At 70.1% G+C, this 14,536-nt stretch carries 13 protein-coding genes; 6 read left to right on the top strand and 7 right to left on the bottom strand.

What is annotated here, in order from left to right:
- Window positions 1-13 precede the first annotated feature (13 nt).
- The 7 genes from ACH4YL_RS11935 to ACH4YL_RS11905 all read right to left on the bottom strand — a co-directional run bounded on the left by ACH4YL_RS11935 (window position 14) and on the right by ACH4YL_RS11905 (window position 7,096).
- Window positions 14-1,345 (bottom strand): cytochrome P450, encoded by a 1,332-nt coding sequence (locus tag ACH4YL_RS11935; protein ID WP_398507132.1) that lies wholly within the window; start codon window positions 1,343-1,345, stop codon window positions 14-16.
- Window positions 1,346-1,476: 131 nt separating this feature from the next.
- A complete protein-coding gene (locus ACH4YL_RS11930) occupies window positions 1,477-2,103 on the bottom strand; it encodes a GTP-binding protein (RefSeq protein ID WP_398507131.1) in 627 nt (208 codons plus the stop codon).
- Window positions 2,084-2,455 (bottom strand): DUF742 domain-containing protein, encoded by a 372-nt coding sequence (locus tag ACH4YL_RS11925; RefSeq protein ID WP_398507130.1) that lies wholly within the window; start codon window positions 2,453-2,455, stop codon window positions 2,084-2,086. The genes ACH4YL_RS11930 and ACH4YL_RS11925 overlap by 20 nt, the downstream gene beginning before the upstream one ends.
- Window positions 2,452-2,838, bottom strand: coding sequence for a roadblock/LC7 domain-containing protein (locus tag ACH4YL_RS11920; protein WP_398507337.1), 387 nt, complete (start codon window positions 2,836-2,838; stop codon window positions 2,452-2,454). Before ACH4YL_RS11920 ends, ACH4YL_RS11925 begins: the two co-directional genes overlap by 4 nt.
- Window positions 2,839-2,892: 54 nt before the next feature.
- A complete protein-coding gene (locus ACH4YL_RS11915; RefSeq protein WP_398507129.1) occupies window positions 2,893-4,266 on the bottom strand; it encodes an ATP-binding protein in 1,374 nt (457 codons plus the stop codon).
- A gap of 1,049 nt (window positions 4,267-5,315) precedes the next feature.
- Entirely contained in the window at window positions 5,316-6,521 is a 1,206-nt protein-coding gene (locus ACH4YL_RS11910; RefSeq protein ID WP_398507128.1) for an MBL fold metallo-hydrolase, read from the bottom strand.
- Between the two features lie 98 nt (window positions 6,522-6,619).
- Window positions 6,620-7,096, bottom strand: coding sequence for a PPOX class F420-dependent oxidoreductase (locus ACH4YL_RS11905; RefSeq protein ID WP_398507127.1), 477 nt, complete (start codon window positions 7,094-7,096; stop codon window positions 6,620-6,622).
- A 135-nt stretch (window positions 7,097-7,231) separates the two neighbouring features.
- Between ACH4YL_RS11905 and ACH4YL_RS11900 the strand changes: the two genes are divergently transcribed.
- From ACH4YL_RS11900 to ACH4YL_RS11875, 6 genes are all read left to right on the top strand, one after another.
- Window positions 7,232-7,816, top strand: a complete 585-nt coding sequence (locus tag ACH4YL_RS11900; RefSeq protein WP_398507126.1) for a carboxymuconolactone decarboxylase family protein — start codon at window positions 7,232-7,234, stop codon at window positions 7,814-7,816.
- Window positions 7,817-7,899: 83 nt separating this feature from the next.
- On the top strand, window positions 7,900-9,057 hold the full coding sequence (locus ACH4YL_RS11895) for an acyl-CoA dehydrogenase family protein (protein WP_398507125.1): 1,158 nt from the start codon (window positions 7,900-7,902) through the stop codon (window positions 9,055-9,057).
- A gap of 1 nt (window position 9,058) precedes the next feature.
- Entirely contained in the window at window positions 9,059-10,882 is a 1,824-nt protein-coding gene (locus ACH4YL_RS11890) for a thiamine pyrophosphate-dependent enzyme (protein ID WP_398507124.1), read from the top strand.
- The gene (locus ACH4YL_RS11885; RefSeq protein ID WP_398507123.1) at window positions 10,879-12,066 is read left to right on the top strand and encodes a Glu/Leu/Phe/Val dehydrogenase dimerization domain-containing protein; all 1,188 of its coding nucleotides are present in this window, start codon (window positions 10,879-10,881) and stop codon (window positions 12,064-12,066) included. Before ACH4YL_RS11890 ends, ACH4YL_RS11885 begins: the two co-directional genes overlap by 4 nt.
- Window positions 12,063-13,244, top strand: a complete 1,182-nt coding sequence (locus ACH4YL_RS11880) for a CoA-binding protein (protein ID WP_398507122.1) — start codon at window positions 12,063-12,065, stop codon at window positions 13,242-13,244. The genes ACH4YL_RS11885 and ACH4YL_RS11880 overlap by 4 nt, the downstream gene beginning before the upstream one ends.
- Window positions 13,241-14,530 (top strand): acetate--CoA ligase family protein, encoded by a 1,290-nt coding sequence (locus ACH4YL_RS11875; RefSeq protein WP_398507121.1) that lies wholly within the window; start codon window positions 13,241-13,243, stop codon window positions 14,528-14,530. Before ACH4YL_RS11880 ends, ACH4YL_RS11875 begins: the two co-directional genes overlap by 4 nt.
- The last annotated feature ends 6 nt before the right edge of the window (window positions 14,531-14,536 follow it).

Genomic DNA, 14,536 nt, shown 5'->3' with positions numbered 1-14,536 from the left:
CATAACCGGTCTATCACCTTCGCAGCCATGCCTTCAGCGAGCCCCACCAGGACGTGCGCGCCCTGGGAACCGAGGTCGACGGATAGGGAACAGGGGGCGGATACAAAGGCCTTGAGCCGCCATCAGTGAAGTCGCGCAGAGAACGCCCAGTGCCAGCGTCGGCTCCGGATTGACCGGCAGGCTTGGCGGAAGGGCCGGATCGACGCGCCGTGAACCGCACCGGGAGGCTTGTCAGGTGCCGCGTCATCCAGCCCGACTGCCAGCGCAACTCCTCCTCGGGGATGCTCAGTTGCAGGTCGGGCAGCCTCGTGAGCAGGATGTCGATGCCGGTGTCGGCGATGGCGCGGCCGATGTCCTGGCCGGGGCACTCCTGTGGACCGCTGCTGAAGGCGAGATGCGAGCGGTTGCCGTGCAGCGGAACCGTCGGGTCGGGTCGGACGGCCGGGTCGTGGTTCCCGGCGGCCAGCCCGAGCAGCAGCATGTCCCCCGCCTCGATCTTCTGGCCGCCGACCTCCGTGTCCACGGAGGCCCAGCGTCCCGGGATGGTCATGAGGGGCGGTTCGCTCCACAGCACATGCTCCACCACGTCGGGCAGGATCATCTGCCCGCCGGCCAGCGACGCGTGGCAACGGGGATCGGTCAGCACCATCCGCAGGGTGCTTTTGAGCAGGTTGACCGTGGTCTCGTTCGCGGCGATGAGAATGACCCGGAGATGATTCCAAACCTCCTCATCGGTCAGGCCGGAGGAGTGTTCAATCAGCCAGGACGTGACGTCATGGCCGGGATTTCCGCGCTTGCGCCACACGAGCTGCTTGAGAGTATCCACAATGAACTCGTTACTGGCCACCGAAGTCTCGGTGCCCGCCACCATGTCTCTACTGGCTTGGACGAGCCGTGGACCGTACTCGTCGGGCATTCCCAGAAGCTGCGTCAGGACGAGCATCGGCAGGTGTTCCGCGAACTCACCGGCGAGATCCGCTTCTCCTCGGTCGGCGAATCCGTCGATCAACTGGTCGGTAAAGCGGGTGACCTGGCGCCGGATTCCACGGCGGTTGAAACGCTCCAGACTTTCGGTGACTGCGAGGCGCAGACGATTGCGTTCCTCACCGTCCAGAAACAGACAGACCGGCTGCCAGGCGATCATCGGGAGCAGCGGGGAATCCGGCGGGACCTTGCCCTCCCTGAACCAGCGCCAAGTGCGGGAGTCGCGACTGAACCGGGAGGGTGTGCCGGCAACTTCCAGGATCTCGCGGTAACCGAGGACGATCCAGGCCGGAAGGTCGCCGTCCAGCAGGACGGGCGCGACAGGACCGTGCTGGGCGCGCAACTGCTCGTACAAGCCCATGGGGTCCGCGGCCGCCTCGGGCCCGAAGAGCCGTGCAAGACCGTCAGCATTCCCGGACGGGGCGTGTGCCGGGCACTCCGGAGGCGGACTGGATGCGAACGTGGTGCGCGGCTGATCAGGGAAAGAGGCAGTCACCAGGACTCCGTTGTTGTGGTGGTGGTGAGGGCGTGCAGATAGCGCACGAGGGTCAGCAGGGCATCGCGGCTGGAGTTGCGGCTGCGAGCGTCACAATCGATCATGGGCACGGTCTCGGGGACGTCCAGGGCCTCCCGGATCTCGGCCAGCGGGTACGAGGGAGCGTCCGGGAAGGCGTTGATGGCGACAATGAAGGGCACGCCGCGTTCCTCGAGTCGGCCCATCACATCGAAGCTGTCTTCCAGCCGCCGTGTGTCGACCAGGACCACCGCGCCCAACGCACCCTCGAATAGGCCGTTCCACAGGAACCAGAAGCGCTGCTGACCCGGGGTGCCGAACAGATACAGCACCAGTTCGTCACTGAGGCTGATCCGGCCGAAGTCCATGGCCACGGTGGTCTCGGTCTTGCGCTCGACTCCGGCGATGTCGTCGACCCCGACACCGGCCTGCGTCATCGTCTCCTCGGTGGTCAACGGCCGGATCTCACTGACTGATCCGACCAGGGTCGTCTTTCCGACACCGAAGCCACCGACAATCACCAGCTTGACGGCTGTGGTGACCGAGGCCGGCAGGGTGTCTTCGATGCGGGGACCGACGACGGCATCAGAGATTCTGGAGTCCATGCATCACCGCCTCCAAAAGTTCGACATCGGGCAACGACGCAGCCGGGATCGGCGCCCTGGCTTCTACATGGCGGCTCTGCAGCAGATCCGCGAGCAGTACCGTGATCACGCTGATGGGCAGGTGGAGGTACGCGGAGATCTCGGCGACGGAGAGCGGGTAGTCGCATAAGCGGACGATGGCGGCGTGTTCGGGCTGCATGCTCGCCGTGGGCCCGTTCCGGGTCACGATCAGCGTGACCATGTCCAGGGCGTTCTTGTCGGCGGGCCCGCCCCGGCCGGACGTGATCACGTAGAGCCGTTCGGGCCCGCCCTCTTCCCAGACCCTGCGCTGTTCCTGATTCGGGTCGCTCATGGGACCTGCCGGTCGTCCCGCGGCGGGCTGGTGAGGTGCTGACCGATCCGGGCGACGAGGTCACGCATACGTTCTCCCATGAGCCCGGCATCCACGTCGTCGTCGGCCAGCACCGCCAGATACGCCCCGGCGCCGGCCGCCATCAGATAGAAGAAGCCGCCGTGGACCTCGATGACGACGAGTTTCATCCGGCCGTTGCCGTGCGGGAATTCCGCGGCGATGGCCGCCGAGAGGCTTTGCAGTCCGGCGCAGGCGGCGGCGAGGCGATCTGCGGAGTCCTCGTCCGTACCGAACTGCGCCATACACAAACCGTCCGAGGACAGCACCACGACCTCACGGGTCTGGGGAACACTGGACGCCAACCCCTCGAGCATCCAGTCCATATTGAGCCGCTGCTGTGTCACCACTTAGTTACTCATCCTTACCTAATGACTCAGTTACTGCTCGGACTCTTCGTCGCTCAGGCCATGGGAACCACGTGCTGTGGACTCAGCCCGGGACTCGCCGGACACGCCCTGTTGGAACGCGGCCAGCCACATCCCGGCCTGTGGGGTTGGATCAGCTGACACCTGGGACTTGGAGTCAGTGGTGGAGACAGACCTCGCCCGCCCGGGCGGAGTCACGTCGCGCGTACGGCGCCTGCGCTGCGGGAGCCCGTTGGCGCCGCGCGGCGAGGCTGCGGGCACAGGCTCCTCGGCGGCCACCCGGGAGCGGCGCGTCGGACCCGCGGTGCGCCGGGGCGGCGGCAGGACTGCGGCCCTGGCAAGCGCTCCGCCGCGCACCGGAGTTGCGGTGATCAGTTCCGGCGGGACGATCAGGACGAGGCGTACGCCGCCGTAGGCGGACGGACGGAGCGAGACTCTGAAGTTGTTCGTATGGGAAAGCCGGCCGACCACGGCCAGGCCTAGTCGCGGTGACTCACCCAGGTCGTCGATGTCCAGTCCGCTGGAGGAGTTCTGCGCCAGGGCACGCTCGGCGCGGTTGCGGGCTTCATCGGTCAGGCCGACCCCGGCGTCCTCGATCTCGATGGCCACACCGGACTGGATCTCGATCGCGGTCAGATGGACACGTGTCTCCGGCGGCGAGTAGCGAGTGGCGTTGTCCAGCAGCTCGGACAGGGCGTGGATCAGAGGTTCGACCGCGCGTCCGAGAACGCCGACCTCTGCCACCGAGTGCAGATCGACACGCTGGTAGTCGATGATCCGGGACATGGCACCGCGCAGCACATTGAACAGCGGTACGTTCTGCTGCCACTGACGGCCGGGCCGGGCCCCACCGAGGACGGCGATGCTGTCCGCGAGCCGGCCGATCAGCGCGGTCCGGTGATCGAGGTGCAGCAAGTCCCCGAAGACGTCCGGATCCTGACCGTGCCGGTCCTCCATCTCCCGTAGTTCCTGGGCTTGTTGGTGAACGATGGCCTGGACTCGGCGGGCGATGTTGACGAAGGCCCGCTGCGCGGAGTCACGCAGATCTTCCTGGGCCTCCACGGCAAGCAGCACATAGCGCAGCACCGCCTGGTGCGCGGCTTCGAACTCGGGGCTGACGCGGGACACCTGGACGATGCCGCGCAGCACCTCGTCGGCCGGGGCTCCTTTCTGGAGCTCGGCCATGGCTGCGGGCAGGGTCTGCTCGGCCATCCGTACCGTCTCGGCCTCCTGCTCGGCCAGATGCCGCTGCAGGATTGCCTCTCTCTCGGCGAACTGCCTGCGCAGCTCGCCGATCGCACGACGCCGGCGTGCCGCCTCCCCGGCCGCGCCGACCACTACCGCCGTCGCGATGATGCCGATCCAGGCGACTTGTGCACGGGCCATGGAAGGCGTCAACGACACGGCCACGGCCGTACACACGCCCAGCAGTACGGGTGGCAACAGCCACATGCGGGTGGAGGCGGGCCCCGACCCTCTGGGTGACGAACCAGCACGAACCATCGGCATCCTCAGAGCACTAGTGGAAGGGATAGGGCGACATACATGGCACATCTGGGCACCAGGAAATGAGCCGCATGAACTAGATCGCCGGCCGTCGGGCGCGCGCTCACCAATACTTGGCCGCAGCGCAATCCAAGGCGGCGTTCCGCGCGCATGGAGCCGGGTCCCAGGACGCCCGAGCCCTCGTGCGATCAGCGGCACCACGACAACAAGTGGCGACGCGTGAAATCGCCGCAACTCGCTGCGCGACAGTGAGCATAGCGAGGTTAGTGTGATTCCGCGGCCAGAATGCAAATATCACAGGAATGCACTCATGTGCGAAATTCTGCAGAATCGTTCAACCCGATTATTCGGCGGAATTCGGAATTGGGTGATTCGCCGTCATGGCAGCACAAAGAAGCCATTGACCTGCAAGGAAGCCGTGCCGCCGGTCGGCACGGTGGCCGGCTGGCGGGACCTTGCGAGGTACTGACGATTCCCCGCCTTTTCGAACAACGATCCGCGCGGGTATTTCACGGAAGAGGGCTCGCGATGGACGGACACCCCGCCCGTCGACCGCATCGTCAATTACGCCGACGCGTCTGTGAATTCATCGAGAGCGAAGGACGTCGAGACCGAGGGACGTCCGCGGATTCCCGTGACGGAGCACGGGTTGTTCGGCCGCGCGTCGGGTGCGCGTGGTTGGGACATCGGCGTCCTCCCAGGATTCGGCGTACCGCGTGTGATCAGCTCGGCTCAACGATGTTTCATCACTGGCGAGATGAGCGCATCGTTGATCACTAGCCACACACCGTAGTTGCCAAAAAGGCACTTGCGACGGGCAGTTGCAAAACCTGCCCGCCGCAAGTCCGTCTCTGGTATGGGGCCTCGTACCGCAGCCCGAGGTAGCACCGCCCCCACCACGGCGCTGGAGCACACCGTCAGAGGTGACGTCAGGTGGTCGATGCCACCTCAGGGCTGCCCGTATCCGCGGCCTTGCCCGGCTTCGAGTCGGCGGAAGGAGCCCGGCCTCCTGCGGGCGCGGACGTCGCGGCCCGCCACCACGCTTCGGTCGGAATGCCCTCGGCACCCGGCTCGAAGGGCTCACCCGGCCGCGGCAGCGCGATACGCGCGCCCGCCTCTGCGGCCGCCGCGACCGTGCCCTCGCCCGGCTCGGCCCACGGATGCGGAGCGAGATTGAACGTGCCCCAGTGGATCGGCAGCATCGTGCCGACCGGCTGCCCGCCCTGGAGGTCGAGGTGGGCGCGCATCCCTTCGGCGGGCGTCATATGAATGTCGGGCCAGTACTTGCTGTAGGCACCGATCTGGATCATGGTGGCGTCGAACGGGCCGTGCGCGGTGCCGATGTCCTTGAATCCCGGGAAGTAGCCGGTGTCGCCGCTGTGATAAATGCGGTGCTCGGGGCCCGCGACGGCCCAGGACGCCCAGAGCGTGTGCTGCTGGTTGCGGATTCCGCGGCCGCAGAAGTGGCGTGCGGGAGTGGCGGTGAACCGCAGGCCGGCCACCTCCGCCGACTCGTTCCAGTCCAGCTCGCGCAGGCGGTCGGCGGACACGCCCCAGCGCTCCAGGTGCGCGCCGACGCCCAGCGGGACCGCGAAGACGGTGTCCGTCGAGACCAGGGCCTTGATCGTCGGCATGTCGAGGTGGTCGTAATGGTCGTGGGAGATCACGACCACATCGACCGGGCCGAGCTCGGCGAGCGGCACGGGCACGGGGTGCAGCCGCTTGGGGCCGACAAAGGCGAAGGGCGAGCAGCGGTCGCCCCAGACCGGGTCGAAGAGCACCCGCCGTCCGTCGATCTCGGCGAGCACGCTCGAATGTCCCATCCAGGTCAGCCGCAGCCCCGAGACAGGCGGTTTCGCCAGGTCGGCGAGGGTGGTGGCATGCAACGGCACCAGCCCGACGGGCGACCGGCGGGCCCGCGCCTCCTTCTGGAAGTAGATCTTGGCAAACTCGATCATGGAGCCGCCGGACGGCCTGGTCCTGGCTCCCACGGGGTTCTGGAAAACGCCGTCCGCGAAGTTCGGCGAGCGGCGGATCCGCTCCATCCGCTCTCCGGCGGGGTCGGCGCCGAACGCCGCGGGTCTGCGGGCGCGCAACCGGGATCGCAGCGTGTGAGGTGAGTCAGCGCCGGTCACGGCACCTCCAGAGGTCGGGGTCTTTTCATTATGTGCGTGGGGTACGACATCGCGGGAGGAAGATCCATCCGGTGGCGGAGCGCACGACCGGGCTGGGCCTAGCCGCGCGGCTGCCCATAGGCCCGCTCGACGCGCAGCCGCAGGACAAGGCGTTTGTCCTGGACCATCGCACGCCGGTAGTCGTCCCAGTCCGGGTGCTCGCCGCGCACGTCGCGATAGAGACTGATCAGCTCCTCCACCGTGTCGTCGTACGGATCGGCGGCCACCGGCGACAGCTCGGCGGTGCCCTCGGCGACGGTCCAGGCCCAGCGGTCCTCGCTGGTGACGTGGTACGAGGCGCGGGGGTCGCGGCGCAGGTTCACGGTCTTGGCGCGGCCGTCGGTGATCGACACCCGGATGGTCCGCTCCTGCGGGTAGTAGGCGTGATTCACATTGGACAGCTGGGGCCTGCCGTCCCTCTTGATGGTGACCAGCACGCCGCCGTCGTGGTCGGCGACCAGCTGCAGCAGGGCGTCCTGCAGCGCGTCCGGTTCCGCTCCGGCGGCCGGGCCGCCTTCTGAGTCCGATTCCGTCATGACCAGGCAACGCGCTCCCTGGTGCCGGTGTTCCTGAAGATCCCCTCGCTGCCCGAGCTCCGCGATGTCACATTCCGGGCCGCCCGTTCCGTCGCACGCGTGAAAGGACACCGTCCACGACCTTGGAGGCCCGTCATGGCCCGTATCTCCCTCACTCCACGTCGCTCGCTGCTGCTGCGCCTCACCGAGTGGTACTCGAAGCGCACCTACGGGAAGGTCCTGGACCCGGCGCTGGCGCTGGCCCACAACCCGCGGGTGCTCTGGAGCGATCTGCGCTTCGAGCAGTCGGTGGCCAAGTGGAAGGACCTCGACGCCGATCTCAAGGCGCTGGCGGTGATGGCGTCCGCCGCGTCGATCGGCTGCAGCTGGTGCATGGACTTCGGCCACTGGGAGAACCGGGAGCGCGGCATGGATGTGCGGAAGGTGCACGATGTGCCGGTGTGGCGCGACAGCGATGCCTATACGGAACTGGAGCGCGATGTCATGGAGTACGCGGAGGCGATGACCGCCAATCCGCCGACGGTCGGGGACGAGTTGGCCGAGCGGCTGCTGCGGACCCTCGGCGAGGCGGCGTTCGTCGAGCTCACCGCGATCGTGGCGGTGGAGAACCTCCGCTCCCGGATGAACTCCGCGCTCGGTCTGACGAGCCAGGGGTTCAAGGACCACTGCGAGATCCCGGCCGTCCGCAGCATCGCGCCCGGCTCCCGGGAGGTCGGCTGACGATCATGTTGACAGCGGAGCCCAGCCCTCCAGATACTGACTGACGGTTCAGTTACTCCGTCGATGTCGTGCCTGGAGGCAGCATGTCCGAGCTCCCCACCGAGCTGGTCCCGCTCACGACCGAACAGCGCGACATCGTCGAGCTCGGCCGCGCCTTCGCCCGTGAGGAGATCAGGCCGCGGGCGCGCGAGGTGGACGAGGCGGACACCCGGACTCCGTGGGACCTCTGGCGCAAGGCCGCCAAGGTCGGCATCACCGGTTTCATGCTCCCCGAGGAGTACGGAGGCGGCGGCTACACCGATGTCTTCACCCAGTGCCTCGTCCAGGAGGAGCTCTGCGTCGGAGACCTCGGGATCGGAAATCTGCTCTGCTCCAACGGCTTCTTCGCGGACCCGCTGCTCGCGCTCGGCAGCGAGGAGCAGAAGCGCGCCTGGCTCACCCCGCTGGCAGGCCCGGACACCCCGATGACCGCGCTCGCGACGACCGAGCCGGGCGCGGGCTCGGACGCCGCGTCCATCGTGACGACGGCGACCAGAGCCGACGGCGGCTATCGGCTGAACGGCCAGAAGGCGTGGATCTCCAACGCCGGCGAGGCCCAGCAGTATGTCGTCTTCGCCAAGACCGACCCGGGCCGGCGCTCGCGCGGCGTGACCGCCTTCCTCTTCCGCAAGGGCGCCGAGGGCGTCGCCTTCGGCGAGCCGATGCGCAAGATGGGCCAGCGCGCGATCGTCTGCCGGGAGATCTTCTTCTCCGACGCCTTCGTGCCGGAGGCGGACCGCCTCGGCGCAGAAGGCGAAGGCTTCCACGGCCTCATGCGTACGTTCGACATCTCCCGCACGGTGCTCGGCGCGGCGGCGACGGGGGTGGCCCGGGCGGCGTACGAGTACGCACGCGACTACGCCAAGAGCCGACGGCAGTTCGGCAAGCCGATCATCGAGCACCAGGCGGTGGCCTTCCGCCTTGCGGACATGCGCACCCGTATCGAGCAGGCCAGGCTGATGACCTGGCGCGCGGCGAAACGGCTCGACGCGGGTCTTGACGCGACGACCGAGGCGGCGATGGCGAAGCTGACGGCCTCGGAGACGGCGGCGTACTGCACCTGGGCGGCGGTCCAGACACTCGGCGGATGGGGCTACTCGCGCGAGTACCCGGTCGAGCAGTGGATGCGGGACGCCAAGCTGGAGGAGATCGAGGAAGGCACATCGGACATCATGCGGCTGATCATCTCGAGGAGCATGTGACATGGCGTCCACGCTTCTGACGGGCGGCGAGGCGGTCGTCCGCGCGCTGGCGGCGCATGGCGTCATCCAGGCGTTCGGCATTCCGGGCACGCACAACCTGGAGATCTACCGGCATCTCGCCGGGTACGGAATCTCGCATGTGACACCGCGTCATGAGCAGGGCGCGGGATACGCGGCGGACGGTTACGCCCGGGTCAGCGGGCGGCCCGGCGTCGCGATCACCACCACCGGACCCGCGCTGCTGAACATCGCGGCGGCGGTCGGCCAGGCGTACTCCGACAGCGTCCCGCTGCTCGTCGTCTCGCCCGGGATGCCGCTGCGCCATCCGCGCCAGTCGACGGGTCTGCTGCACGAGATGCGCAGCCAGACGGAGGCGCTGCGGGGTGTGGCCGCGTTCAGCCACCGGGTGTCGACGGTCGACGAGATCGGGGCGGCGGTGGCCCGGGCGTTCACACTCTTCGCCACCCAGCGGCCGCGACCGGTCCATGTCGAGGTTCCGCTCGACCTCCTGGAGACGAAGGAGTCCGTGCCGGAGATCCGGGTCGCGCCGCGCTCCTGGCCGGTCCGCCCGCCTGCCGTCGAAACCGCCCGGGCGGCCGAGGCGCTGCGCACGGCGCGCCGTCCCGGTCTGGTGGTCGGCGGGGGCGCGCGCGGGGCGTTCGGTGAAGTGCTCGCGCTGGTCGAGGAGTTGGCCGCGCCGGTGGTCACCACGGCCAACGGCAAGGGCATCGTGGACGAGTCCCACCCGCTCTGCCTCGGCGTGTCACTGCACAGCCCGGCGGTCCAGAAGTGGCTGGCGGAATGCGACGTGGTACTCGCGGTCGGCACGGAACTGGCCGAGTCCGACGTGTGGTCCGCCCCTCTCAGCCTCCCCGGCACGCTGATCCGCGTGGACCTGGACCCGGCCCAGATGTACACGGGCACGCCGGCACACCTGCCGCTGGTCGGCGACGCGCAGGAGGTCCTGGGCGCGTTGCTGGCGGACTGCCGCGCGGCGGGCGGGGAGCAGCGACGGGTCGTGGAACTGCGGCTGGTGCGAGACGGGTTGGAGCCGGACCCGTCCGGGTCGGGCGCGATGCCCCCGGCCCGGCCCGCGCCGCTGCGGCCGGCCGGGACCGACGGCCCGTCCACCGGACAGGAGGCCACGCGGCTGCGTATCGCGCGGGACGCGGACGCCACCCGGCGGCCGCAGCCGGACACCGGTCAGCACCGGCCGCAGGCGGACGCCGCCGCCGCCGTCGCGCAGGTCGCCGACCTGCGCCGCGCTCGGGATCGCGAGACGCACGACAGCGACGCCCGATGGCTGCCGTATCTGCGAGTCATCCGCGCCGTACTCGACCGCGACGCCGTCATCACCTCCGACAGCGCCCAGTGCTGCTACTACGGCGCAGTGCCCCACCTCCCGATCGGCCCCGAGGCCCGCTACCTCCACCCCACCGGCTTCGGCACTCTCGGCTACGCCCTGCCCGCCGCGATCGGAGCCAAGACCGCGCATCCGGGCCGTCAGGTCATCGCGCTCAGCGGCGACGGCGGGCTGCAGTTCTCGGTACAGGAGCTCGCCACCGCCGCGCAGTTGGGGCACCCGCTGCCCGTCGTCGTGTTCGACAACGGCGGATACGGCGAGATCCGCGACGAGATGGCCGCCCGCGGCGACACCCCTGCCGCGGTCGATCTCGCCCCCGTCGACCTGCCCGCCATCGCCCGCGCCTACGGCGGCCACGGCGAGTACGCCCGAACCCCCGAGGCCCTCGCCGCCGCGCTCACCCGCGCGCTGGCCACTCCGGGCCCCACCGTGATCACCGTTCCCGAGGAGACCGCCCGATGACCACTCCCCTGCTGTCGCTCACCTGGACCGACCATGTCACCGGCCGCCAGGGCCATTTGGTCGTGGACCGGCTGGTGCGCGGAGTCTCCAGCGGCGGACTGCGCATGCGGGAGGGCTGCACGCTCGACGAGGTAACCGGGCTCGCCCGCGGGATGAGCATGAAGGAGGCCCTGCACTACAACCCGGACGGCCCCGAAGGCAAGTACATCCCGCTCGGCGGCGCCAAGGGCGGCATCGACTGCGACCCGCAGGACCCACGGGCGTACGGGATCCTGGTCCGCTATCTGCGCGCCATGCGCCCCTACATCGAGTCCATGTGGACCACCGGCGAAGACCTCGGCCTCACACAGGACATCGTCGACCGGGCCGCCGCGGAGGCCGGTCTCGTCTCGTCCATCCAGGCCGTGTACCGGCTGCTCGACGACGAGACGGCGGCGCGCCGACGACTCGCGGACGCCTTCACCGTGGAGGTCGACGGCATCGGCCTCGACGAGCTGGTCGGCGGCTGCGGCGTCGCCGAGTCGGTGCTGGTCGCGCTCGACCGGGCGGGAGTGGCGTACGAGGGAACGCGGGTCTCCGTGCAGGGACTCGGCACGATGGGCGGGGCGACGGCGCGCTTCCTCCAGCGCGCCGGGCTGAAGATCGTCGCCGTCGCCGACATCAAGGGCACAGTCGCCAACCCGGACGGCCTGGACATCGATGCGCTGCTGGCGGCACGTGACTCGTACGGGACGGTCGACCGTACGGCCCTGCGGCCTCAGGATCTGGAGCTGACGGGCGACGCATGGCTGTCGGTCGATGCGGAGGTGCTGGTGCCCGCGGCCGTCTCGTATGCCGTCGACACCGCCAATCAGGCACAGATCACGGCGCGTTGGATCGTCGAGGCGGCGAACATGCCCGTGCTGCCGGACGCGGAGGAGCTGCTCGCGCGGCGCGGCATCACCGTGCTGCCCGATGTCGTCGTCAACTCCGGTACCAACGCGTGGTGGTGGTGGACGCTGTTCGGCGACATCGGGGCCGACGCGGACGAGGCGTTCGCGCATACGCGGCGCTCGATGCGGGACCTGATCGGCCGGATGCTGGCGCGGGCCGAGGCGGACGGTTCGACGCCGCGGGCCGCCGCTCATGCGATCGTCGCCGACCGGCTGCCGGTGATCGCGGAGCGCTTCGGCTGGTACAGATGACATCGCTCGACGCGCTGTTCGACCCGGCCTCGGTCGCCGTCGTCGGCGCGTCGGACAACCCGGCGAAGTGGGGCTACTGGCTTGCGGCGGGCGCGCTGGCGGGGCGCGAGCGCCGCACGGTCCACCTGGTCAACCGGCGTGGCGGCGGGCTGGACGGTGTGCCCTTCCTCCCGCGTCTGGCCGCGCTGCCCGCCCCGCCGGACCATGTGGTCGTCGCGGTCCCGCCGCAGCAGGTCCGGCCGGTGGTGACCGAGGGCCTCACGGCGGGCGCACGGTGCTTCACGGTGATCACCTCGGGCGGTACGAGCGCGGCGGAGGAGCACGAACTGGTGCAGCTGATCAGGGCGCACGGTGCGCGGCTGCTCGGTCCCAACTGCATGGGCATCGTCGACACGACGACCGAACTGCGGCTCAGCTGGGGCGAGTTCCCGGCGGGTTCGGTCGGACTGGTCTCGCAGAGCGGCAATCTGGCCCTGGAGATCGGCCGCCTGCTGGCCCGCGCGGGGCAGGGTTTTTCGCGCTTCGTCTCACTCGGCAACCAGCGCGACATCGACGCGGCGGACGCGCTGGAGGCGCTGATCGCACATGAGGCGACGCGGGTCGTCGCCGCGTATGTCGAGGACTTCCGCGACGGGCGCCGCCTCGCGGGCCTGCTCGCCGCGGCGAACACGGCGGGCAAGCCGCTACTGCTCCTGACGGTCGGCACGAGCGCCGCGTCCGGCCGCGCGGCCGCGTCCCACACCGGCGCGCTGGTGAGCGCCCGGGCGACGGTGGAAGCGGTCTGCCGCGACGCGGGCGCGCTACTGCTGACGACGGCCGGCGAACTGGCGGACACGGCGGTGTTGCTGGCGGGGTGCGCCACACCCGCGCCTGTGGGAGGGGCGTCAGCGGCGGGCTCCGGCGACCCGCCGACGCGCAGGACCGCGCCGCGGGCAGCACCGGTGCCCAGGACATACGCGACGCACGCCGCGCCGCAAGCGGCAGCACTGCCGACACCGACGACACCCCGGCACGCGCCACCGTCGTCGTCGGCGGCGGCGGCGGCGGCGGCGGCGGCGAAGACCACCGCACGGCGAGCTGGTGCCCGGCCGATCTGTCCGAGCCCGCCACCACCGGAGGCGCCGGAAGCACCGGAAGCACCGGCCGGGACACGCCCACATCCCCAGCCGCGCCGGTGAGGTCAGGCCAACTCGCGCCACACTCCGGCCCGGACGCCGCGCAGCGCGTCGCCGCCGGCGCAGGCAGCGGCGACCGGCGCACGTCCGCGCACCTCCGCCCCACCACCTTCCGGGTCGCCGTCGTCGGTGACAGCGGCGGACAAGGTGCCCTCGCCGCCGATGTGTTCGTGGCCCGTGGGCTGGACGTGCCCTCCCTCTCCGCGCGGACCGTCGGGCGCCTCGCGCCGCATCTGCCACCCGGCGCCGCCTGCGCCAATCCCGTCGATCTCGCGGGCGCCGGCGAAGCGGACCTCTTCAGCTACGCGCGGATCGCCGAGGTCCTTCTCCTCGGCGGGGACGCCGACGCCGTCGTCCTCACCGGGTACTTCGGCGAGTACGCCGGCGCCAACCCCGCCCAAGCCGACCTCGAATGCGCCGTGGCCCGGCAACTCGCCGCCGCCGCACACGCGTCGGGGCGAACGCTCGTCGTGCACACCATGGCCCGCGACACCCCCGCTCTCGCCGTTCTGCGCGCGGAGCGCATAGCCGTCTACGAGCGCATCGAGCAGGCCGCGACGGCCATCACAGGTCTCTCGGCGCTCGGCCGACCGAGCGTCCCGCCACCCCACCTGCCACCCACCGCGCCGTACTCCGTGCCCGACGGCGAGTACGCCACCATGCGCGAGCTGCTCGCCTCGTACGGACTCACCTTCCCCATCGCCGAGTTCGTCGACTGCGCCGACTCCGCCGCCGAAGCGGCCCACCGCACCGGCTACCCGCTCGTCCTCAAGGCGATGCGGCTGGCCCACAAGACCGAGGCCGGCGGCGTGGCGCTGCACCTCGCCGACGAGCGGGCGCTGCGCGCCGCGTTCGCGCGGATGAGTGTCGCCACCGGGGCCGGGCGGTACGCCGTGGAGGCGATGGCGACCCCGCCGTACGCGGTCGAACTCATCGTCGGCGTACGGCGCGACCCCGCCTTCGGCCCCGTCGCGATGGTAGGCATCGGCGGTGTCACCGCCGAGCTGCTCGCCGACACAGCCCTCGCCCTCGCCCCGCTCACCCCCGGCCGCGCCCGTGAACTGCTGCTCTCGCTACGGCAAACACCGCTGCTCACGGGCTGGCGCGGCGCACCGCCCGTATGCCTGGACGCCGTGGCCGCCGCGCTCTGCGCAGTCGCGCAGGCAGCCGCCGAGCATCCCGAGCTTTCCGAGTTGGAGGTGAATCCGCTGCTCGTGCACCCCGGCGGCGCCATCGCGCTCGATGCCCACGGAGTGCTGGCGAGTCGGCCGCCAAGATCGGCTGTGTAGGGTGAG

Source organism: Streptomyces sp. NPDC020681, assembly GCF_044334895.1.
Taxonomy (GTDB): domain Bacteria; phylum Actinomycetota; class Actinomycetes; order Streptomycetales; family Streptomycetaceae; genus Streptomyces.
This window is presented reverse-complemented; position numbering and strand designations above follow the sequence as displayed.